Source organism: Aquiflexum sp. (genome assembly GCF_041749095.1).
Lineage (GTDB): Bacteria > Bacteroidota > Bacteroidia > Cytophagales > Cyclobacteriaceae > Aquiflexum.
Window position 1 is genome coordinate 1 of sequence record NZ_JBGTCA010000418.1, and the last position, 23,583, is coordinate 23,583.

Annotated in this window: 20 protein-coding genes; 5 read left to right on the forward strand and 15 right to left on the reverse strand. The window is 37.6% G+C overall.

Annotated features, from left to right (window positions below):
- Positions 1 to 480: 480 nt before the first annotated feature.
- From ACEW8O_RS18985 to ACEW8O_RS19020, 8 genes are all read right to left on the reverse strand, one after another.
- The gene (locus ACEW8O_RS18985; protein WP_373496204.1) at positions 481 to 1,179 is read right to left on the reverse strand and encodes a DUF2971 domain-containing protein; all 699 of its coding nucleotides are present in this window, start codon (positions 1,177 to 1,179) and stop codon (positions 481 to 483) included.
- A gap of 141 nt (positions 1,180 to 1,320) precedes the next feature.
- Positions 1,321 to 2,016: a hypothetical protein gene (locus ACEW8O_RS18990; RefSeq protein ID WP_373496205.1), complete on the reverse strand. Its 696-nt coding sequence runs from the start codon at positions 2,014 to 2,016 to the stop codon at positions 1,321 to 1,323.
- A 175-nt stretch (positions 2,017 to 2,191) separates the two neighbouring features.
- On the reverse strand, positions 2,192 to 2,974 hold the full coding sequence (locus ACEW8O_RS18995) for a hypothetical protein (protein WP_373496206.1): 783 nt from the start codon (positions 2,972 to 2,974) through the stop codon (positions 2,192 to 2,194).
- Between the two features lie 20 nt (positions 2,975 to 2,994).
- A complete protein-coding gene (locus ACEW8O_RS19000; protein WP_373496207.1) occupies positions 2,995 to 6,126 on the reverse strand; it encodes an Eco57I restriction-modification methylase domain-containing protein in 3,132 nt (1,043 codons plus the stop codon).
- A gap of 350 nt (positions 6,127 to 6,476) precedes the next feature.
- A complete protein-coding gene (locus ACEW8O_RS19005) occupies positions 6,477 to 7,145 on the reverse strand; it encodes an SEC-C metal-binding domain-containing protein (protein ID WP_373496208.1) in 669 nt (222 codons plus the stop codon).
- A complete protein-coding gene (locus tag ACEW8O_RS19010; RefSeq protein ID WP_373496209.1) occupies positions 7,138 to 8,088 on the reverse strand; it encodes a cyclic GMP-AMP synthase DncV-like nucleotidyltransferase in 951 nt (316 codons plus the stop codon). Before ACEW8O_RS19010 ends, ACEW8O_RS19005 begins: the two co-directional genes overlap by 8 nt.
- A 2-nt stretch (positions 8,089 to 8,090) precedes the next feature.
- Positions 8,091 to 9,104, reverse strand: a complete 1,014-nt coding sequence (locus ACEW8O_RS19015) for a CBASS cGAMP-activated phospholipase (RefSeq protein WP_373496210.1) — start codon at positions 9,102 to 9,104, stop codon at positions 8,091 to 8,093.
- Positions 9,105 to 9,145: 41 nt separating this feature from the next.
- Positions 9,146 to 9,304 (reverse strand): hypothetical protein, encoded by a 159-nt coding sequence (locus ACEW8O_RS19020; RefSeq protein ID WP_373496211.1) that lies wholly within the window; start codon positions 9,302 to 9,304, stop codon positions 9,146 to 9,148.
- Positions 9,305 to 9,784: 480 nt separating this feature from the next.
- On the opposite strand from ACEW8O_RS19020, the gene ACEW8O_RS19025 reads away from it, so the two are divergent.
- On the forward strand, positions 9,785 to 11,053 hold the full coding sequence (locus ACEW8O_RS19025; protein ID WP_373496212.1) for an ATP/GTP-binding protein: 1,269 nt from the start codon (positions 9,785 to 9,787) through the stop codon (positions 11,051 to 11,053).
- A gap of 114 nt (positions 11,054 to 11,167) precedes the next feature.
- Here the strand turns inward: ACEW8O_RS19025 and ACEW8O_RS19030 are convergent, their stop codons facing one another.
- The 5 genes from ACEW8O_RS19030 to ACEW8O_RS19050 all read right to left on the reverse strand — a co-directional run bounded on the left by ACEW8O_RS19030 (position 11,168) and on the right by ACEW8O_RS19050 (position 14,865).
- Positions 11,168 to 12,406 (reverse strand): hypothetical protein, encoded by a 1,239-nt coding sequence (locus ACEW8O_RS19030; protein WP_373496213.1) that lies wholly within the window; start codon positions 12,404 to 12,406, stop codon positions 11,168 to 11,170.
- Between the two features lie 277 nt (positions 12,407 to 12,683).
- Positions 12,684 to 12,893 (reverse strand): hypothetical protein, encoded by a 210-nt coding sequence (locus ACEW8O_RS19035; RefSeq protein WP_373496214.1) that lies wholly within the window; start codon positions 12,891 to 12,893, stop codon positions 12,684 to 12,686.
- A complete protein-coding gene (locus ACEW8O_RS19040) occupies positions 12,880 to 13,746 on the reverse strand; it encodes a hypothetical protein (protein WP_373496215.1) in 867 nt (288 codons plus the stop codon). Before ACEW8O_RS19040 ends, ACEW8O_RS19035 begins: the two co-directional genes overlap by 14 nt.
- 293 nt (positions 13,747 to 14,039) lie before the next feature.
- The gene (locus ACEW8O_RS19045) at positions 14,040 to 14,276 is read right to left on the reverse strand and encodes a hypothetical protein (protein ID WP_373496216.1); all 237 of its coding nucleotides are present in this window, start codon (positions 14,274 to 14,276) and stop codon (positions 14,040 to 14,042) included.
- A 190-nt stretch (positions 14,277 to 14,466) separates the two neighbouring features.
- Complete coding sequence (locus ACEW8O_RS19050; protein ID WP_373496217.1) at positions 14,467 to 14,865, reverse strand: helix-turn-helix domain-containing protein; 399 nt, start codon at positions 14,863 to 14,865, stop codon at positions 14,467 to 14,469.
- A gap of 673 nt (positions 14,866 to 15,538) precedes the next feature.
- Between ACEW8O_RS19050 and ACEW8O_RS19055 the strand changes: the two genes are divergently transcribed.
- From ACEW8O_RS19055 to ACEW8O_RS19070, 4 genes are all read left to right on the forward strand, one after another.
- On the forward strand, positions 15,539 to 15,751 hold the full coding sequence (locus tag ACEW8O_RS19055) for a hypothetical protein (protein ID WP_373496218.1): 213 nt from the start codon (positions 15,539 to 15,541) through the stop codon (positions 15,749 to 15,751).
- Between the two features lie 305 nt (positions 15,752 to 16,056).
- Entirely contained in the window at positions 16,057 to 17,634 is a 1,578-nt protein-coding gene (locus ACEW8O_RS19060; RefSeq protein ID WP_373496219.1) for a TlpA family protein disulfide reductase, read from the forward strand.
- 36 nt (positions 17,635 to 17,670) lie between these two features.
- Positions 17,671 to 20,850: a SusC/RagA family TonB-linked outer membrane protein gene (locus ACEW8O_RS19065; protein WP_373496220.1), complete on the forward strand. Its 3,180-nt coding sequence runs from the start codon at positions 17,671 to 17,673 to the stop codon at positions 20,848 to 20,850.
- A gap of 27 nt (positions 20,851 to 20,877) precedes the next feature.
- A complete protein-coding gene (locus ACEW8O_RS19070; RefSeq protein WP_373496221.1) occupies positions 20,878 to 22,227 on the forward strand; it encodes a RagB/SusD family nutrient uptake outer membrane protein in 1,350 nt (449 codons plus the stop codon).
- Positions 22,228 to 22,288: 61 nt separating this feature from the next.
- On the opposite strand, the gene ACEW8O_RS19075 is transcribed toward ACEW8O_RS19070, so the two are convergent.
- Positions 22,289 to 22,546 (reverse strand): hypothetical protein, encoded by a 258-nt coding sequence (locus ACEW8O_RS19075; protein WP_373496222.1) that lies wholly within the window; start codon positions 22,544 to 22,546, stop codon positions 22,289 to 22,291.
- 405 nt (positions 22,547 to 22,951) lie between these two features.
- Positions 22,952 to 23,383, reverse strand: coding sequence for a MauE/DoxX family redox-associated membrane protein (locus ACEW8O_RS19080; protein ID WP_373496223.1), 432 nt, complete (start codon positions 23,381 to 23,383; stop codon positions 22,952 to 22,954).
- Between the last annotated feature and the right edge of the window lie 200 nt (positions 23,384 to 23,583).

Sequence of the window (23,583 nt, forward strand, 5' to 3'; positions counted from 1 at the left end):
GTTTTCCACGGGTTTCACCCGCGGTTATTGAGAAGTTTGACCCCTGTCGGGGTCGAAGTTTGGTATTTCCATGTGACAAAAAATAACGATCCTGAAAGGATCGAACTTCTGAATAGCCCTAGGTGAAACCTAGGGAAAAAAGAACATTGGAAAGAGGTAAACAACCCCGAAGGGTGTTGAACATTTTGGAAATGAAATTACAAATTCCGAAAAATATTAAAGCGTAGATGCAATCTACGCTTAGCGTCACGCGAACCTCAAAGCTGAAAGGCAATAGACTACGCCGAGACGGGGAATAATGACCACGAAGTGGTCAAGATCCTGAAAGGATCGAACTTCTCAATAGCCCTAGGTGAAACCTAGGGAAAAGGTAAATAATAATTGTCCAAAACAACCCTGAAGTGGATGAACTTTTCAGAAATGGAATTGCAAATTCAGAAAAACAATAGGGGCTACGTTTAGGCCTCTTTTTTATTTCTATCAGGTCAAGTCATCAAAATCACAAGTAATGATCTGACCAGTCGAATCCAACCTCATTCCCCATCTCTCAAATCGATTATGCTGATATACCATTATCGAAAGATTACATCTTCCGGTAAGACTTCTGAAAACGCTTTCTACCATTTCTTTCCCATTTTTATTAAATGTAACACCCAGGTAAACGGTTCTCAATGCTTTTTGTATCGGTATAAAAAGCTGTTTGTCAACGTTTTTGCAAACCAATCGTCTTTCATCCTCTTTTTCCCAAAAAATTGACTTTGTGAGAGTCATATCTTTAACCAAATAGCCAAGAATATCGCTCATATTCTCTTCTTCCGATTTATTTGGTTGCCAATTAATCCAAGGACTTTTGTTATTGTTTGAATAGCTGACATTTTCCAGATGGTACTCAATCTCAGGATATTTAGTTGCTAAGTTGTCTAAAAGGATATCCTCTTCAAACTCCAAGCATACACCAGAATGCATACCTCCGTAATGTGCCCACATCATCTCATTATTCCAGCCCTCATTTTGGGCACCGGAAAAAGAAAGTATTTGAAACTTATCTTTAATCATATTGCCATATTTCTGTTGACAATCGATATGTGTTTTATCCGAATAGTACCCTTCAAAGATCTTTTCGTATGGGAGATTTATGCTCCCGAAAGACCAGCTTAACAGTTCTCTTGGATCGTTCATATGGCGCAGGAAATTAGTCCGGAGATAACCACTTGGCCATATGAAAGCCATGAAAGTCTCAAATCTAGTATAATGATAGATTAACCCCATAGGATAGAAATTCTAGTTCCTATAAAAATAATATTGGGCAAAAAGTTATTTTCAGCCTCGTCCCTCATTTTTTCTAAACTCATAATCATCAATTATATTTTCCAATTTTCGCTTAAGATCAAGTACCTTTTCAAACTTTTCAAGTTTGTTCTCCCCTAATCTTACTTCCAGCTCTCCTTTAATTTGCAAGAACAGATCATTAACTATTTTACTTTTTTCTAAAAGTTGAATTTTGGTATCGGAATCCAAACTTGGAGTCAAATTGGGAGTCGCAACATCTTTAGTAATAAAATCATCATAGCTCAGTAGTAATTCTATTTTAAAATCATTTTGATTATCTACTTTAAAACCTATCGACTTGGCAAGTCCAAGTGAGGATTTAAAATTCCTAGGTCCAATACCTCTATTAATTGAAACTTTAAAAGGTTCATGAATTTCTTGTCTATTTGGGCCCCATAGAAACGGAATGACAAAATTTCTTAGGGCATTGGACAAATAGTTTTTACCTCTTTCTTCATACAGAGTGACCCAGTGAAAATCATTCATTCCATAAATTGCCGACACGTATTTTCCATCTCCATTTTTAATTAGGAAAAAATCTTGGTCCTTGTAAGTATACTTGCCCCTTTGCCAAATCCAGACCTTAGCATATTCAACATTTTCTCCAATGGAATTTTTGAAAATTAAATTTCTGCTTTTTCCCTTGTTGAGATTTTTGAGAAAAGCCATAATTGTTTCATCACGCATTTCACTTCTTTAAATTTATTGGAACTTCGGAGGAGGATATTATAGAGCCAATTTATTTAACATTTTTAAAACATATCCCCCAATATCCTTATTTTCTTCTCTGACCACGCATAAAACTCATAAACCAACTGATCGATTCGGGTTTGTGGGGAGTTAAATTTTCCTATGGGAAAGTCTATAAATACTTTTTATATCTTTTTTTGATTTTCTCACCATACTTTTTGTTTTCGTTGATCTCACTATAATCAATAAGATTCGAGGTCAATTCAGATAATCTGTTATTCATTTCAATTCGATCTGCTTTTTTTAAAACAAGTGATTCAATTGAGTGATTAATTATATTTATTAAATATTCAGTGGATATTTCTTTATATTCACTGAGGGTCTCTAAAAGATTAAATTCAAACTGAATATTGTTTTCATCAATAACGACTATTTTATTGCCCGATTTATTTAGATAAGCTTGAACAATTCTAAAACTAGTAATTTTATCAATTTCCTTTTTATCTTCCAACAATTCAGAATCTAGTTGAAAATTTATTGTATGAGAGCCTGCGATCCCTCTCAATTTATAGATGGGTAAATCCTTAAACCGCTTTTCTATACTTTTTGGATTAGGGTAATGAAGGAGAGTTGCTAACCCAATAATGGAATAAATTTGAAGATAAAAAGCATTTAAAATCCCGTATAATCTAATATTCATTTCCCCAAAATCCCTGTTCTTGTTATTCAAATCACCTAATTGAAACATGAATGCGCTAATTATCGCATATTCTGTGTCTTCAAATAAATCAATACAAGCCCTAAATTTCTTCCAATCAGTTGTTTTCTGAAACTTCAATCTTTTTTTATAAGACTCTTCAAATTTTGATGATTTCTCTTTTTCAACTTCTCTTCCGGCTCTTTGTAAATGCCATAGTAAAAGGTTGCAAATGTCGTTTCTATAATAGGTATCCATCTTTTTTTTATTCATTTTCCTCACCCCCCCTCCACTACCATAATCTCCTCCTCCGTCAACTCATACAACTCATAAACCAACCCATCAATCTCCCGATCGATGCAACTGATTTCTGATTGTAAGGCTTGGGTTTTGGCTTTTTGTTCGTTGAAATAAGTCATCCACTCGGCTTCTTCTGACAGACTCAATTTTACTTTAGCCTTTTTTAGCTCACCCAAAAATTCCTTAAAATTCAAAGATGGCCAATTTTGGAGTTTTGTGGAGAGTTTGTCGAGATAGAATTTGGTTTGAAGCAAACCCAAAAGATTTGATGTTATTAATTGAAGGTTCTTGGTTGCATCAATAATCAAATTAGCTAAACTTTCAAAAACTTCTTCATTTTGAAGTTCAGGTATCGGTATCTGTTCAAAATATTGAGGCTTTACCTCAATATAGCCACCACTTCTAACCACACAAATTGATTTAAGGAATTCCCAAATAAGCTTTGAGTTAACTATGCAAAGTAAAGTAAGATTTGACGATGGAAGAATTACAGATGGCGCATTTATATAAAAACCATTTAAATCAATTGAAAATTTGGGTTGAGACTGGAGATTTGGCCAAGTGATTTTAGGATTCTCAAATAATTCAAAATAATCTACAGAATCTTGGATTTCAAACCATTTGTAGGGTCCTGGTTTTCTTCCTATTGTTTGATCCTCTGAATTTCTTGGAGTTAATCTTTCCCGAAATCGATTAAGGTAATTTTCTATTGCAGGGTATCTAGTAATATCCGTACCTCTTCGGGTAAAAATGATGTATTTATCAATCTTTTCCGAATTCCATTTACTTTGGTCCTTTCCTTCAAAAAAAGGCTTAATTAATTCTTTGGAATTAGGATGGATTGATTCTAAGGCATTTTTGATTTCGTTATTTATTATGAAAGCCTCATTGTATCCAGTTACTATCCCCCTATAGCATTTACCGAATTGATCTCTTATATTCCTATGAGAGTGTATTTTATCAAGTATTTTGAATAATTTATTAGAATTAAAGCTCCAACTATCAGATGAAAGTGAACTTTGTATAACTTTGGTTTCTTCAAGAAGATCGATATCGATTACTCTACCTTGTAAATTTCTTGGTACTTTTTTATAACAGAACTCCTTTTCAGGTTTTTTCCTATTTTTTGCAATTAGAATTATTGGGTAGGTTGTTGCTCCTTCAAAGATTTGTACCTCTGTAAAATCTATATATTCAAGAAATTCTGTTTCCAATTTTAAAAAATCTCTTAACTTATTCGCTGCTTTTGTTTTTTCGAATGTATTTGATATAAAACCAAATAATGAATCATTTTTGTTAATTCTGAAAGCCAATTCATAGAAATATGCAAAAAGATCAGAGGTGCCTTCATATACATTAAAGTTATTTTCCAAATACGGCTTTATATTTCCAAATAACTCTTGCCTTACATAAGGCGGATTCCCGACCACCACATCAAATCCTCCTTTGACAAAAACCTGTGGAAATTCTTCCTGCCAGTTGAAAGCCAATTCTCCCGCCACTTCAGGATCATCGATTAGTGAATTTCCTACTTTGATATTGGAATTGAGACTGCTGAGTTTTCGACCTTTTTTGGCAGTGCGCAGCCATAGGGAAAGACGGGCGATCTGTACAGATTCCTCGTTGATATCCACACCGAAGATATTGTTTTCAAGAATATGGTTTTCTACATTTGGTAGTATAAGGGAGGAATCGAAAAGTTGGGATTCAAGTTCATCCACATAGCGGTGCTCTGCCATCAGAAATTCCAGAACTTGGTTAAGAAATGCCCCACTGCCGCAAGCGGGATCGCAGATAGTGAGTTGGAGCAGCCAAGTCCGATAGGTATCCAGTTTTTCTTTGAGCCTTTGGATTGTTTTTTTCTGCCTTCCTCTTTTGCCTTCCGCAAAGTCCTCATCGATAATTCCCAACTCAGTTTTTTTCTCAGTACATAACCTGCCCAAGGTATTGTCCACTATATACTTGGTGACGTATTTGGGCGTATAGAATACCCCGTCACGCTTGCGTTTGGTTTTGGACTTGTCCACCTCCTGACCTGCAAGCTGGGCACGGACATTTTCAATATCATTAAGGCTATGCTCGAAGATATGTCCAAGGATATTGGTATCCACTTCAGATTCAAAATCGTATTCAGTGATTTTGCGAACGTGTTTTTCTATAACCCTATCCGAAATTTGAAGCGTATCCAAAACCGGATCAGGAGCAAAAAGGCCACCGTTATATGCATGGATTTCAGCTTTTCCAGGTGTAAACCTGCCGGTATTCAGATAACCAAAATATAACTTGAACCTGTCATAGAGTGGGGTATAGGCATCCAGGTCTTTAAGGCTGACCCATTGATTGACGATTTCCATAATGGAATTGGGTGGGAGCAGTCCTTTGTCCTCAGCAAAAAAGATAAATAGAAAGCGGTCAAGCAGCTTTTGGCTTTTCTTATAAAGCAGCAGTTCATCCAGTTCAGGATTTTTAGCGACCATATCCTGCCAAAGTTCCTGTTTGAAGGAAGAATAATCGGCATAAAGTTGTTTGGTGATCTTTTCCTCTGCGACCAGGGACTCTTCTTTGATTTTTTTGGGGATACCGTTTAGCAGGTTATCCTTTTGAAGGATCAGCCAAAGCAATTTAAACTCCTCCGCCTGCATCCCAAGGATAGAAAACTCCACATAATCCACCGCATTGTCAATATAAAACCGCAGCTTTTCGAAATTGCTGGTAATAACATAGACACAATCAGGTTGATTGTTCTTGTAGTTAAATGCCTGATCTCTGATTTTGTCAAGGTCTTTGGTATCTGTGCCTTTGAGTTCGATTACTGCAATTGCACTTCCATTTTTAAGAATTGCTCCATCTGTTTTCTTGGCATCTTTGATATTCTTAAGCTCTGTGGTCAGATTGTAATCCTGCTCAGGGTTGATGGTATAGCCAAGGATTTTGACAAAAAGCTCCCTAAGAAATCCCTCCTGAAACTGCTCTTCTTTAGCCGCCCGTATATTTGCCCGTATATGGGGATTATGGAAATAGGCAGTGTATAATGCATAAGCCGCAGAGACTGCAGCAGGGTCTTGGGAAGCAAGGTATTTCTTAAGTACAGAACTTTGGAAAAGAGACATAGGTGATTATTGGATTAAAAAGACATTAATGCTAGAAGATTTTTCAAGATAAGGAAGGAAAGCAAATTTTCGGTAAAAGAAAGGAGTAAAAGTTTGTTCCTTCTCATGTGATATCCCCATGTTACCCGGTCAGTTAAAGACAAATCCTCCATACACGAACAAGTCAAAACCCCCTTCAGTGGGCAGGAGGTAAAACCTTCTTGGGTATTCAATCTCCCAGGGATTTTTAAAACTCTGAATTCTCCAAATAAAATAAACAAATAGAACCATTTTACTTCAAAATAATCATTCTATATCAAAAAATTAAATGGTGGAATTTATTCATAAGTGCGGTGTTAAATAATATTTACTTATAATTCTAAAAGTAAATTTGGTTCAGAACTTTTTATAAATTTGATGAATCGATCTATCATTTCGAAAGGAAGTGCTTTAAATTTTCTAAATTCCTCTCGATGACACTTTCTGTATTTTTTTCCACTTCCGCAGAAGCATTCATGTACGCGGTTGGGTTCTTTGTTTCTCTTTATATATTGGAGACAGTGAAATACTAATTGCAGATCATTTGTCCTAAATTCCTCTTTAAAAAAATCAAGATTCCCCCGAATACCATGAGCTCGTTCATTGAAGAAAAAACCAAATGTTTCACGATGCTTTTGATTGAAAAAATATGGAATAACCTGACCTTCAATAAAATAGGATAATTTTATACCTTGACTACATAAAATTAATTCTTCTGGCCAAGTGCATATACAGGCATGACGATCCGTATGAACATGCCATTCTATATTTGGTGGAATCCTACCCCCGGTTTCAAATACCTTCGGAAAGCTAAAAGGATAATCTTGAGAGCAAACAATTCTAATTTTATAAGAATCTATTTCCTCACCCTGATCATTTTTCAGTATCAATTCACCTTGAATTGTAGGAATTCCTTCCTTTTCCTCAACATATTTTAACCTTGGGTATTTACTTATGCAGCCAAGGGCCTCCTCTTTGAAGAGATAGTTGCTACTATTCACAAGCCCAGGGATTTGAGGTAGAAGCTCCTGCTAGAATGGCAGCTGAATGAAGAGAATTGTATTGCCGCTTTTCATTTTTGCCTTCTGGAAAACGGTCACCAAGGTGTTTTCTCCAGAGTTTACTTGCCACTAATTGGTTTTCCTCGCGTAATGCTTTATCTGCATCTTCAATGAACCTATTAAGCGAAGTCAAGAAACTGTTAATGCGATCTTCATCGTAACCAGCAAATAAATCATCATTTGGGACAGCAGGCACTAAACACTTAAAATCTCTGTCCAATTCCTTTTTAATTTCTTTAAGGAAATCTCTTAAAGTTATATCATCCCGCTGGTTTAGCACGATTTTCTCACTAGCATTTGTGGCTAGAATGGTCATTGCTAACCCACTGGGCATTTTATGATCACAGTAATCGCACCAGTCTTTGAGGTACTTTACATTCCTGATCAGTTTCCCATCCTTATCTTTCTTTCTTTGAAACCATTCAACCATTTCCTTTGGATCGCTATCTTCAAAATCACCATTTTTAATAGCTAGTTTATAATTTTCACCATCTACTTTATAGTAAACGGGATGATCGATTTCATAATCTCCAGAAAAAATTGATCGGATACATTTTTTTCTGTGTTCGGGGCTGGTTTCGGTATAACCATTTACTGCTTCCCAGACCCATCCTTGAATAGTAGTTGGAGATACGTCTGGTTCTCTAAAGAAATAAATTCCATCATCTAGATCACAAATGTCTTCTTTTGTCCGAACACTTGATTTCATTTTGTGAGAGCCCTGAATATAAAATTTAGGAACATATTCTGGGTGGTTTTCTTTAAACCATTTTCGAATTCTTCTTCTTAGTGATTCTTTTGAAGAGATCATTCGATTTTTTTTACTTGATCCGATTGAAATTTCATCATGGAATTCCAAGAAAAGGTTGTGACAGTTTGCCATAGTTATTTTGTTTTAAGGTGATTTATAATTTCTGTGAGTTTGTTTTTTGCCAATTCATCGCCAATAGCTTCTAATCTGTCTAAATCTTTTTTACTAGATGCATTCAGATCTATTGTATCACCTCCTAAATCATATTGGATTCGAAGGTAATCGAAGCCATTTCCGGTTTTTTCACAGGTACGTTTTAAAAAGTTGATGTATTGTTCGGTGATTTGTGATTGACTATCTAGAATAATATCTAGCAATCGTGGTTTAGGAAACAACCAGTACCAAATATCTTTTGGTTTCCATCCAGTTTTTATGATGTGCTTCCCTCTACCTGTTCCTAGCGACAATAGACTAATTTCGGAAAAGGAGTGTCCTAATTTCTCTGTGGCTTCTAGAATGCCGATAAGCGATGGATTATTTGCGAAAATCCCACCGTCTATCATGTTAACATTTTTGCCAGAGCCATATTCATTAGAGAATGAAAACGTATGTGGGGGGAAATACACAGGTGCAGATGCACTAGAGAGAGCTACTTGATGAGCTGGTAGTTTGTAGTCACGTAAATATTCTTTATGGTGCTGAGTTTTAAGAATATTTATTTGCCCATCGTTTCCATTAAATGTAGGGATGCAAATCCTAGTTTTTAGATCTTTTAAGAGTGGGATTTTCCCCCCATTTGCCTCAGTGAAAACCTTTTCCAGAGTTTTCTGCAGGGGCTTATTGCTATAGATTGAGCTAACAAAAACTCTTACTCCCCTTGGTATTACCTTCAAATACCATTTTGGAAAAATCACCTTAGCATGATCGTAGTAAAATTTTACTAGATCTGATGCGGGTATTCCTAGGGCAATTGCAATTGCCAAAATCGAACCAGTCGAGGTGCCGCATATCAAATCAAAATGCTCATATAATTTCTTGTGGGGAGATGTTTTTTGTAATTCCCTCTCTAGTTCCATAAGAACTTTCGCTGGTATTAATCCTCTTATACCTCCTCCGTCAATTGACAGGATTTTAAATGGTTTCGACATAATAATTGTTAGTTTGTTCTATCTTCATTGCTTCTCCTTTCTCACTCCTTTAATTGGGTCCTTTTCTTCCTTCCGTCTATGAAATTCCCTGTTTCTGATCCTCTTTTAGTCCATTGACCAGTATTAGGGATATGGACTTTGGACCGATTTTTCACAGCACCTTTTCTTGCATTGTCGCCAAATGGTTTATTTGTCACCATGATTTTTTTAGTTGATATATATAAATGCAATTCTAACTCCACATTATTTAAATGTATAAAGTGTTTTTCTAGGAAGTATGAGGTTTAGGACCTAATTATCCTGCTCAATACACACTATTCCATGTGACAAAAATCCACGAGCGGCTTGCTTTCTTCTTTAAAAAAAGGTAAGTTTGAGGTGCAAAATCAACAATACCTTAAGCCTTTAAAAGGCTTAAATTTCCGTTATGGAAGAAATAAGCCAGGTGAATTTCGCCTGGTTTTTTTATTTTTTAAGATATAAATTTATTTTAATTACATCAGCATTAGATTAAATTCATTTAAGTTTCTTTCAGATTTTATAACCTTCTCTTTATTGAGCTAAATTTAGAATAAAAATTTTGATCCACCAAGTATAATTTACACATAATTGATAATTTTGGAAATTAATTCGACTATATTCACTGAATATACTTCTTTATAACAAAAATCTGTAAAATAATGATATTTCAATTTTCAATTCAAAACTATAAATCTATATATCGGAGATTAACATTGTCCTTTATTGCCGAAACTTTAAAACAACACGAGGATACGAACCTAATAAATACTGAATTCAACAAAATAAGCCTATTAAAAACCCTTGCTTTATATGGAGCAAATGCAAGTGGAAAAACAAACTTGATTAAAGGATTGAGCTTTATGAGAGATTTTATTCTAAATTCTGCCCTTCAATACCAACCTAACAGAACTATAGAAGTAGAAGCATATAAATTGCTTTTGAAATCACAAAATGAACCAAGTCAATTTGAAATAGACTTTATAGTTAATAATCAAAGGTATAAGTATGGTTTCATTGTTAACAAAACAACCATTCTCCGTGAATATCTATATTTGGTTCAGAAGACAACCGAAAAATTATACTTTGAAAGAAATGAAGGAGAAATTGAACTTGGCACCTCTTTCTCGGAAGGGTATGGGAAAAATAAATTTGTTAGACCGACATCATTATTTTTATCAATATTGGCTCAACTAAATGGAACAATATCTTCACAAATAATTGGATGGTTTACCAACTTGACAATAATTACTGAAACTAATTACCCTTCATTTACTGGATATACAGCCAAACTTCTAGAGAAAAAAAAGCATAATGAGTTTTTATTAACTGTTTTCCGTGCAGCAGGACTTGAATTCGAAGGGGTAGAAGTAAAAACAGTGAACATTGATGAAAACTTAATGCAATTCTTGAGCTTGGAATTGAAAGAATTAGTAAGAAAAAATTCACCTGAACAATTTCAAATATTCACGCGACATAAAGTTTTTGATTTAAATGGACAAGAGACAGGAATTATTGATTTTGACTTAAAGGAAGAGTCAGCTGGAACTCAAAAGTTTTTTGCAATAGCTGGCCCAATAATAAACAGTCTTCAAAATGGGAACCCAATTGTTATTGATGAATTGGATGCAAGACTTCATTTTAAATTAGTATATTTTCTTGTTAACCTGTATTGTAGCAGTAAATTCAATCCCCATGGGGGACAATTAGTTTTTAGTAATCATATGTTGGATTTAATGGATAGAAAACTTCTTAGGAGAGACCAAATTCTTTTAATTTCAAAAACAAAATTAGGGACTGAGTTAACCTCAATTCATAAAGAGGGTGCTAGAAGTGACAAATCCTTTAAAAGTGATTATTTAAAAGGAGAATTTGGAGGTGTTCCAGATATTGAATTAAATCAACTGGATTTATTTGAAGATTATATTTAAAGGTTTAACCCACCCAGAAATTATGCATCAACCTAATATTAATTGAGTCACCACATAAAATTTTCCGGGTGTACAGTTTTTGATCTCAACAATATCAACCCCAATTCACCCCCCTCAACCCTCTCCTCCAATATCCTTACGCCTATTGATAGCCCTCCTCAAATCATGTAGCATTTCAAACCCACCTTTATTGGATTTTTTAGATTCTTTGGCCTCCAATTTCCCTAGTTTTATGTTAAAACACTCCAAAAATTCAAGCTTACAACCCCCAAGCAATTCAGGAATAAAATGTACAGCCTCTTCTATATCCTCTTTACCTTCTCCCTCCGGATTGTTTGCATATCCCATATAAAAATTCAGAAAAACTCTCGCAGCTACTTTATACCTTGCTTTTGGCAAATAGGCCACTCCAAAAAATTTCAGATCCAAAATTAACCTTATAGTCATATGGGGGGTATCAAATGGATAATCTTCTGCCAGATCTGAAAAATGACTTTCTAGCAACTTCACTATATTTCTTCCGGATAGGTAATCAAGCGCACCAACCATTCTCAACAATCGGATAGCTGCCACCAATTCATATTCGGTACAACCTTTAAGACTTTCATTTATTTTATCGGTCAATCTTGTCAAACTCTTTTCAGGCAACAACCTCCATACTGATGTAAAACATAAATCAATGCATGCCTCTTGACCCAAGGTAATATCCTCATCCAAATAACCAATAAATATTTTCTCAGCAACCTCCTCCAATTCATCTTCTTTTAACAGCTCAAATTTAACATTGAGGATGGGGTAAAGATCCTCTACATCGGAATTAAGGACCAAAAACAAAACCCTTTCTCCAATTGTCCAACTTTCCAATGCAGCACTATCAAAAAAAGTAATGAAAGATTCCAGAAACTCTTCTAACTCAAGCCATAGCTGCATGTTAAGATCCCCCTGAAATTTTCCTTTGAGCATTCCAACCTGATTTTGCATAGCCCTCAGTGCTATTTCCTGAGATGGAAATAAGGCATCCATATTGGAGGCGATGTCAATCAGTTTGTTATTGAGTGGCAGATTTTCAAGGTCTTTCTTTGTTCCCAAAATATATCCCATGCCATTCCCCTGATTAAAAGCTTCAAGACCCAAGTGATTGATCCTGAACCTAAGTTCCATCATCATCACATCCCACAGAATATCAAACATTGTGGCATACTTCCCCGACTTAATACTAACCAAGAGTTCTTCTTCCACACCCTCATATTCGGTGATATTTGTGCCTATTATCTTTATAATTTCGACAACACTTTCTTTAAAACTGATTTCATCTTCGGAATTCAATTTTTCAAAAAAAACATCTAACTCCATAATTATAAATGTTTAGGTGCCTACTTGAACGACTTTCAAAATCAACTATAGTGTTATCAGCAATTTACCTAATATTTTAAAAATATAAAAGGTTAAAATATTTGTTTTTTAGGATGTCAAAAAAAGCAATTTATTGTTTGGTAGTGGCACTATATCATATATTGGATATTCAAAAAGTAGAAGCGATTAAGAATTTAAAATGTTACTCTAAATTAAAAGCACAGATATAATAGAAAGACTTTCATACCATTCTAAATTGTATGTTTAATTTATATCGTCAATAGGTTTCCGAAAATATCTCATCATAAGTTCGCTCATTTCCATTAATGATAGAGATACCTCCGTCTTTCTCAACAATTGGAGAACCACCATTGTCTTTAATGGCAGTTGACATATTTAGGATATCCTCATCAATAACCTCCCTTAATTTTTGAAGTCTTTTCCTAAACAATTCATCTGTAGACATTTGAGTCTCATTTCGGGGCATTTGTTTCATGGTTAAAATAGTTTTTTTTAATTAAATCATCCCTGTACATATTCAAATAGTTGTCCAATTCTGATGCCAAACTATGAAGAATAGGCTGCAATAAGGCATTAAAAGTGGAATGAAATGAAGTTCCTTCTCCCAAGATATTAATATTTTTATAATATAAAGTTAAAACGCCAATCATAATATGTTTGTTTTTATTACTGTGATCAGAGTCAATTAAAGATATTGAAAAACTCCCGAAACTTCTAAATCTATCTTTATTTTTTTTATAGAATACCTCTGCTTGGCTTTTGATATCATTCGAAATCTCAACATGATTGTCTTCGATTTTCAATGTATCATCCATAATAAATTCACCATCAAAAAATGCTGATGCTGCTCCAGGAATTTGTTTTTCTTTTATTAACTTATTGTTTAGAAGTGGAATAGCAAATAGATTAGGTTGGATATTATCCATATTATAATTCAGTTCATTCAAAGAAAGTAAAACCCCATTAAAACATGAACTGTCCAAATGATTTCCGATTATAAATAATTCTTTATTTTTTTTGAGTTCATTGATAATCCTGGAGCCTTCTACTTTGCGATTATCTATAAACACCATAATATTGGCACTGAATTCTTCTTTTGGCTGATCCATAAACTGATGGATTACCTTACACACCTCGCCCAAAGCATCTTTAATTGTGTTTGAATATATTGCTTCAGGAATTGGGTTTTGCCCGTAAAGGTTTCTTGCCAAATGAAATGATTGAATAATATATTTGGTCAAATTACCATATAAGAGAAAAATCCTAATATTTGGAGTTCTGAAAAATGTGGTTTTTATTTCTTCGATTGCGATTCTCATTTTTTCACTTCCTATTTTATTAATCCTGCCATAATGGGTCGCCAATATGTATAACCAAAACATTAAGATTAAATAGAAAAACAAGGTAAGCCAATCAAAAAATATTGAATCCAAAGTACTGAATTTGAAAATACTTGAAAAAAATAGTTTTGTACTGCTCAAAAACCTATCACGGTATGTTGCAAAAATCAATGCAAAAAAGAAGGAAATAAAATAAACTAGGACCCGCGATCCAACCACTCTGTCTATACCTTTTTTGGTACAAAAATCGATAAACCTATACCATGCCTTCTTCATAGAAAATCCGATATCTCTTTTTCCGGCTTGATGGGGTCAATTAGATCAAAAGCCATCATCTTCTTTTTCCTATGGATAAAAGTTATGGCAAATAGACCCTTTCCATGGGAAAGATTAAGTTCATACCCATCTTCATCTACCATGCACCAATCATATGGAAAATAAGGTGTTAATAGATCCAAATCAACTTCCCCACCTGCCACATACCCATTGTAAACAGACTTTAATTCCATTTACTTTTGTCTTAAAAATCGTTAATGACGTTTCATATCCTTTAATGACATAATTCAGTTTCCTAAATTAAGAAATCAAAAACGCTAAAAAAATACCCTGTTCACGGTATTTTTACCCTTGACCAATAAAAAAAGCCCCAAATCCAGGGCTTTTTCAAAAATTATTCTTCAATCTTAAGCAACTTTTCAATCATTTACTCTCTAATATCTTTTTGATAGCCTCATTCATTTGCATCATAGTTTCCATCATCTTCAGCATTACTTCAGTCTGATTTTTATCTGCGTAGTTCGCTTTTACGTTTCCGGAAATTGAAAAAGGTGAATTAGTCAAGTGTTCTATCACATGGCCAGGATTGGCACTGACGATTTGCAATGGATCCACATTTAAAAATTCAGCCACTTTTTGGATCAGGTCTATCGTTATTTTGCTTTCCCCTCTCTCGTACTTTGTATAGGCAGCTTCCTTTATCCCAAGATATTCAGCCACTTCCATAGCCTTTCTGTCCCGTAACTTTCGGAAAGTTGCCAGGTTTCTCCCTATATTTTTATTCTCCAGCACTGTAAAGCCGGAATCATCATTCTCTCCCATGGTTAACGTCTTATTATACTAATTTAATGGATTTTTTAAATAATTGGGACAAACAAAGTCCACTTCTTCTATTTTTTATCAAAACAATCTAAATAGTAGTGTTAAACTACTTTTAGCACACCCTAAACTACTGCATAAAATCTTTTTTTCAAAAGTAAATGCATAAAATTGTGCATGACATTAGTTCTTCCATTTGAAACATACTGCCTTCCGATTCCAATAAAGGGTGATCAGCTAATGTCCATTGGTACCAAGCCAATATCCAATCCTCTTCAATTTCAGAGTCTAACGGCATTAAATAAAAGTTTAGCCCGAAATCAAAGGCGATCAACTTTCGACATCATTTTCGAAAGAAAGCCAAAAAACCCTATTTAGAACCTATTTTCCCAGGATTGGCCGGCATACGATCCCACATGTAGACTAAGATACCCTTTTCAGGCCGGCAATCCACCCCCTCGTCCCCCAATTCGCTGCAGAGGACAACGGTACACCTCATAATTTCATTTCTTAACCAGAGGTAGATTGAGGAAGACGTAAGACTAAAGACATAAGATATTAGGCCCCACTATAAATCGGGGACAAAAACCTAGATTCCAATACTGGGCTAGTCTTGATTCTTGGCTCTCGCTTCTTGGCTCTTCCACCTTCCTACCTCCAAACTTCCATCTTCCCAATGAAGCAATTCTCAAAAACTTGCTTGCTGGCACTGCCATGTCTATACCGTAGCATCAGATCCGGATTGGAAAATCAAATTGATGTCACCGATTGCGATCAAAAAAGGTTTCGTGAACTGATCCGGATGGGTAGTAGATATCCTTATGCACTCATGCTGAGCAGGTTCCAGATCATCAGGTTGCTATGCATCCGCAAAATGGTCCGCCAATAACTTGAAAAATTCAATTCAACCATAACCCACACCAATTATGATTAAAAGATACCTCCAAACCTCTAATTACTATATGGATTCAGGATAACGCCCTATGGATTAGTTGCTCAACACCCTATAGGCTCCCTGTGGCTTCTCTCATAAGGTAAATCGATTCAATAGACCCAAATGTAGCTAGCGGATTCACACAAGGTGTCGGTACTACGGCAGGGAGGGAAAGCTTGCTTTCCGGGCCGGATAATTTAGTTGATTGTAATGTTGTCCGGCCTCCTTTTCATCCAATTTCCAACATTAAACAAAAACCAATGCAAGTAAAATCAATTCTCCTGATTCTGATATGCCATTGTTTGACAGTCACGACAGTCATGGCACAGTATAGCAATAATGACCTGGGAGCTGTTCTTTTTGGTGAAACCTATTTTCTGAAACCCAAAGACAGCATCAGGTTCAGGCTTTGGCAAAGTCCTTTTGAAATGAGAAAAAATGAATCTTCAACCATAGATTCCCTCATCAGGTATGACAATCCACATTTTTTCAAAGGCACCTTCAATCCCAAAAGCAGGGACTTTTCTTTGGATATACCTGCCCATCAACTCCCGGCATGGATTTCATTCGAGGATCCGATTGATGGTTTTTCCTACGGCCCCTACCTACTTTCAAGGGGCGATAGCATAAAAATCAAATTTGACCAGATAAACCAGCAAGTACTCTTTGCCGGCCCTTCGAGGCACAGCTTTGAAATGGTCTCCCAAATGAATGCCCTGATCGAAAGGTCAATTTTTGAAAGCCCTGCAATGTTGGACTTTTCGGTTTCCGGAATGCCCGGTCAGGAAGCCCTGGAAATCATCAGGGATAACAACCTCAAATTCCGGAGAAAGGTAATTCCAATACATCAAAGGACCGGACGGATTGACATGATGAAATCAAACCTCGGACCACTAAGGTCGGATGAATTCGGGTTTTTACAGGAATACTACAAATCCAAGGTCCCGGAGCATGTTTTCAACGCGGTTATGGCAGATACTTATTCAAAAGTACACTATAAAAACATGTACAGCTTCAACAATTACAACATCAAAGACATCTTGGACAATGCCCCTGAACTTTTGGGTGAATTTGCTAAGGCCTTCGATGAAATGGAGCAGGAAATAGAACGGTTTTCCCGTCAATTTGACCCTTCGCTTTCTCCCAATTACCTGAAGATGCAGGAATATAGAATGAGATCAAAAGCCACACTGACAGGCAGGTCAGTTTTGGAAGTTTCCGGCGAAGTAGAACCCGAAACTGCATTGAGAGAGGCAGTTCTCACATCTTATTTTTTGGATAAAAATGTACTGGTTGCAATCGGGGTAAAAGACTTCGGGACTTTCCTTTCTGAATTGGAGAACCGGGAATTCAGGGAACTTCTAGAACCTTGGTACATCGCCGCAAGCCCGGGATTGCCCGTTCCAAGTTTCCCCTTTCTTGACCGCCATGGCAATGAAGTAAGTATGACAGATTTCAGTGGCAGGGTAGTCCTGTTGGAAACCTGGCTGGCAGGCTGCGCTGCATGCAAATTCTTCACAGAGACCCAGATGGATAGACTGGCGGAAAAGTACCGCAATGACCCTGAGGTGGCCTTTGTTTCGGTAAGCCTGGACAGAAAAAGGGAATTATGGGACAGGCACAGGGATTCCGGCATTTTTGTTTCAAAGGATATGCTGCATTTATGGACCGGAAGAGAGGACCGTGCATCTGAACATCCATACCTGAGCTATTTTAATATTACTTCTGCTCCCCAGTTACAACTGATCGATAAAAACGGAAAACTGACAGGCCTTGGTATTTCTGACAGGACCTGTGAGGGGATCTCTGCCGAAATCGAAAAACTGAAAATCCGATAAACATATTGACCCACACTTTAAATCCCATCAACAGCAATGAGAACAATCATACTCTTAACAGGGCTATTTCTGATCTGCTCAGGAAATATTGCCCAGACCATAAAGTTTGACCTTGAGGGAAAGGTCAGCGCCAAAACTACAGGGGAACCCCTGCCAGGGGCAATAATTTCTCCGGGAGATTTCGCAGCAAGTACCATTTCAGATGAAAATGGAAATTATAAACTGACACTTGATGCCGGAAAATATATCCTGACTGTCTCCTATTTAGGATTTGAAAAACAGCAACACCAGGTGGACCTCAAGGAAAACACTGTATTGAACTTAGAAATGTTAGTAAAGGAAACAGAACTTGGAGGGGTGGAAATCATGGCCACCGGCTATCAGGAAATACCCAGAGAAAGGGCCACGGGATCTTTTGTCACACTTGACAGGGACCTGGTCAACCGGAGGGTCAGCACCAACCTGATTGACAGGTTGGAAGATGTGACCCCAGGCCTGATTTTCAACCGGACAGGTCCTGCCAATGATCCAATCAGTATCAGGGGAAGAAACACGCTCTTTGCCAATACCCAGCCTTTGATCATTATTGATAATTTCCCTTATGACGGCCCTCTTGACAACATCAACCCAAATGATGTCGAAAGTATCACAGTCCTTAGGGATGCCTCTGCAGCTTCTATTTGGGGTGCAAAGGCGGGAAATGGGGTAATAGTAATCACTACAAAAAAAGGCTTTGAATCCGCACCAAGGTTCAGTTTCAACAGCAACATCAACATCATTGGAAAACTGGACCTTTTCTATAGGCCTGTCATGGGAATGGATGATTTCATTGACCTTGAAATCATGCTTTTCAACCGGAATTTTTATAATTCTTCGGAGAATTCCTTTTTGAGACCACCTCTTTCTCCTGGAGTGGAGGCCATGATACAGGCGCGGAACGGGCTGATTTCGGAAGAGGAACTTGACCTTAAACTGGCCATGTTCAGAACAAAGGACACCAGAAGGGAATTGATGGAGCATTTTTATAGACCTGCGGTAAACCAGCAATACGCACTAAACCTTAGTGGAGGTACATCAAATTTCAACTATACAATATCAGCGGGAACGGACCGCAATCTGGAAAATATTATCGGCAACCGAAATACAAGATATACCTTCAACAACAGGAACAACTGGAAACTGTTGAAGGGCAGGCTGGACCTTGGCACAGGAATTTACTTTGCCAAAAGACAGGTGGATACCAGGACCATTTCCCCTGATCCGGATTTTCCATATGAAGTGTTTACTGACAGGGAAGGAAACCCTGTCCCGATCACGAGACAGCTCAGCAGAAGATATGTGGACAGTATGGAAGGTCTGGGGCTGTTGGATTGGAACTATATCCCTCTCAATGAGATCGGACGGAGCGGGTTGAGTTCAGTCCAGGATGATATCCGCATAAACTTCAATGCAGGCTATGAACTGCTCCCGGGTCTTAAGGCAGAAGGATTCTACCAATATTGGACAAACAGCAATTCAACCGAAAACCTCCAGACCACAGATCTTTTCAGTACCAGGGACTTTATCAACAGATACACTGTCATCGGTGATGACGGAAAACTCACTTATCCGGTACCTATGGGAAGCATTTTTGACCAATCAATTGCAAGATCCTACAGCCATAGCCTGCGTACAATGTTGCGGTACAATAAATCCCTGGGGATGTTCCATAGAATAGATGCAATTGCCGGATGGGAACTCAAGGATTTTCAAATGGGGTCAAGAAACAACAGGTATTATGGATACAGGGAAAATATTGGACTGTCTCAGCCTGTCGATTTTGTCAATAATTTCAGGATACTTCCCACTGGCCAACAGCAACGGATTTTTGATGGTGCCCAGCACAGGGGAACTGTTGACAGGTTTGTGTCTGGTTATTTCAATGCAGGATATTCCTACAAAAAAAGGTACAACTTATCCATGAGTGCTAGAAGGGACGCATCCAATCTTTTTGGAGTGGAAACCAACCAACGCGCTGTGCCACTTTGGTCTACGGGGTTGGGATGGATCATCTCAGAGGAGGAGTTTTTCAGTTCCGGATGGCTGCCATTTCTTAAATTCAGGGCAACTTATGGTGAAAACGGTAATGTGGACAAGTCAGTATCAGCCCTTACCACAGCACAGTTTTCCACCAACAATATCCTGATGCTTTCTGCCGGTGAACCGGCAGCCAATATCTTCACCCCTGAAAACAGGTTGTTGAGATGGGAAAGGATAAAGATACTTAACTTTGGGCTAGATTTTGAATCCCGCAACAACAGGATAAGGGGGCAGGTTGAAGCTTATTTCAAAACAGGCACCGATCTGATAGGGGATACCCCATATACCCCATCCACCGGCTTTGCGCTCTTTAGGGCAAATACAGCGAGTACCGAAAGCAGGGGGGTGGATATAGACCTGCAATCTCTCAATATTGACAGGGAATTTAACTGGACAACAAATTTTCTCCTGAGCTCTGTCCATGAAAAGGTTACGGACTATTTTTTTGAAAATTCACCGGTACAGTACCTTTCACAAATGAACCAATTGGTCCCTTTGGAGGGCCGGCCCATGTTTTCCATATACAGCATTCCATGGGGCGGGCTGAATCCTGACACAGGGGCTCCAATGGGGATTCTTGACGGCGAAACAAGTGAAAACTATTCAGCTATTTTTTCAAATCTAACAACAGAGACTTTACAGTTCCATGGCCCAAGAAGGCCTACAATTTTCGGTGCGGTCCGTAATAATTTCAGTTACAGGAATTTTGATCTTTCAGTAAATATTTCATATAGGATGGGGTATTATTACCAAAGGGAATCCATCTTATATGGACTTGCGCTCACCGGACGGGGTGGGCACGCTGATTTTGAAAGGAGATGGCAAAACCCAGGAGATGAAATTTTTACCCAAGTTCCTTCAATGCCTGCGGCAAACAATGCATTAAGGGACAATACTTACCGATACAGCGACCATCTTGTGGAAAGAGGTGATCATGTAAGACTTCAGGATATCCGGTTTTCGTACAGGATTTTTGGGGATACCGGTCGAAAACTACCTTTCAGGTCCGCCGAAATATATACCTATGCCAATAATATTGGGTTAGTATGGAAGAAAAGCAAAGACCCAATCGACCCTGATTTCAGGGAGATTCTCCCCCCTGCAAGCATTGCCTTTGGGCTCAATGTTAATTTCTGATTTCCAACACCTAAAAAGAAAATTACAATGAAAAGAAACATATTCAAAATAATCTTAAACATATTCCTGGTCCAAATGAGCCTTTCGGGCTGTGAGGAATTTCTGGATGTCAAACCGAACCTCAACCTTGAAGTTCCTGAAGATATTGAAAGCGTTCAGGCCATCCTGGATGCGGAATCACGGATCAATGTATCCACTGCCCTTGACATCATGGCTGCGGATGAATATTACTTGCTCCCAGAGATACATGATAACCTGGACCTGATGTACCAAAGCCTTCACATCTGGGACATGGATCCCGAGATCTACCTGAACGGATCCACCAATGACTGGAACAGGCCATACCAGATTATTTTCGCTGCCAACTTCTGTATTTCCCAGTTGGATAAAATAGGCCGGAACCCTTCCAACCTTGATTTGTGGGACAATTTAAAAGGAAGGTCCTTTTTCGTGAGGGCCCATGCATTTGCAGACTTGGTCAAACAGTTTGCACCTCAATATGATCCCGCAACGGCACAGCATATTTTGGCAGTTCCGATGCCCCTGGAAGCAGATGTCAATTCAATTCTTGACTTTGGGAACCTATTGGAAGTTTATGACCAGATATTACTGGATATTGAAAATTCCTTATCATTATTGCCCGAATTGCCCAGGTTAAGGTCCCAACCGTCCAAAGCTGCTGCTTATGGATTGCAGGCTAGGGTCTTCCTGATGATGAAGGATTACCCCAAAGCCCTTGAAGCATCTGAAAATGCTTTGGCCATACAGAATACCTTACTCGATTTTTCCACACTCAATCCCCAATCAAATTACCCTGTGCCAAGGGGCAATGGTGAGGTCATTTACCATACATTGGGGGCAACCTACTCAGGTATGACCTTCAGTGCAGAGACCCGGATTGATCCTGACCTGTTCAATATGTACCATTTTGATGATTTGCGCCGGGGTATTTATTTTTTTTCAAGGCCTCAGGGTCAGATTAACTTCAAAGGAAGTTTCAACACAGGACACCAATATTTTACAGGGATCACAGTTGGCGAAATGCTCCTGACAAAAGCTGAATGCGCCTTCAGGGGCGGAGATTCCATGAAAGCAGAGGATGCCATCAACACCTTTCTTGAATCTAGGTTCAAGAAAGGTAGTTTTACCCCTGTCAGCTTAAACTCTCTGGAAAACCCGCTTAAATTTTTGTTGGATGAAAGGAAAAAAGAGCTTTTGTTCAGGGGAAGGAGATGGGCTGACATCAAAAGATTGACAGGGGATTCCGGTTATAAAATGGAGATAAAAAGGGTTCTCGGGGATAGGGTTTATACCTTACCTGATGATCCAATGATGCAGGTTCTTCCTGTACCTCCCAATGAATTTGCAAACAGATAACTTTAAAAAAAATAAAAATTCAGGCAGGGCCCAATAGGCACTGCCTGAATAATTCTTTTGATCAAGGACTGATAAGTTGAAACTTCCCTTCCTGTTCAATTGTAACTGGATCCGTGCGTTCTGGATCTTTGTAGAGACAATGCTCAGTGACATTCTCATCACAATTGAACTGTGTAGTTCCCATTATGACTGTAACCGGTCCATTATCCCAAGCGTAGTAAGTTTGGTTGGGATCTAAAGGCTCTGTAAATGCAAAAGCAAATACCGCAGCCAGTACAAATACACCTGCACGTAGCAGGTTTTTCACTTGATTTTTCATAACTTCATATATTAAATTTACTTATTAACACCGGTCGTTTTGGTTCGCACACCTTCCGAGAGGGACGGCCGGTTTTTTTACCCCTCACACCCAAGCCCACTACCTAGTAGTTTACCCAGATGATTCGATTCCATTTCTTTCTTTTGTTTTTGTCTTTTTATATTTTTTTAATTTTCACCCTTTCACTTTCCTACCTTCATCCTTCAGCCCTTCTCCTTCATCCTTTCCTCAATCCTTTTAACCAACCTTAGATCTAAAATCTAAAATCTAAAATTCTTCCCTTACACCTTCATCCCTTATCCTTCATCCTTTCTTTATCCCTCATCCATCCCAAATCGTAAAATTTTTATTCGACTTTCGACATTCGAAAATCACCATTCGAAATTCCATCCTCCTTCCCTTTATTCACTTACCCTGATCCATCTTCACCCCCAACACAGCTAATCCCAAAACGGCAAGGTTGAAAACCAAATGCTCCCCCCATCCCAAACTGTTGAGCACCCCACCACAACTACAGGGAACCCTGCTGAATATTCCTGTCAATACCAAAAGAATATATCCGGTGAATATTGCCATCAGGACAACAGAAGATTTCAAACCGGCAATTCTCCACTTGTCTGTCATCAATAAGAAGGTCGTGGAAACTTCAGCAATGGGAAGGGTATAAAAAAGAATTTCAGCCATCCATACAGGAAAAACCTGATTCTTCAATGCTTGTAAGGTCCCTACAGGATCAAGTACTTTACTGAAGGCAGTGTATAAAAACAGAAATGCCAATAACAAAGCAACAACTATCACAAACTGATCTTTTCTCAAATTCATACTTGTTTCGTTCATAACTCTCCTCTCTTTATTCATTAACAAAAATTACAGTCATCTTTTTTTAAAATCAAACCGCCAATTGACATAGATCACATAATTGCAGGTTTATGTGATTTACATCAATAAATTGACAATATTTAATGGCTCCTATTTTTCTATTGAAATTTCACGGTTCTTAAAAAGATTAGATTGGTTGATGGGTTAATCCTGATTTA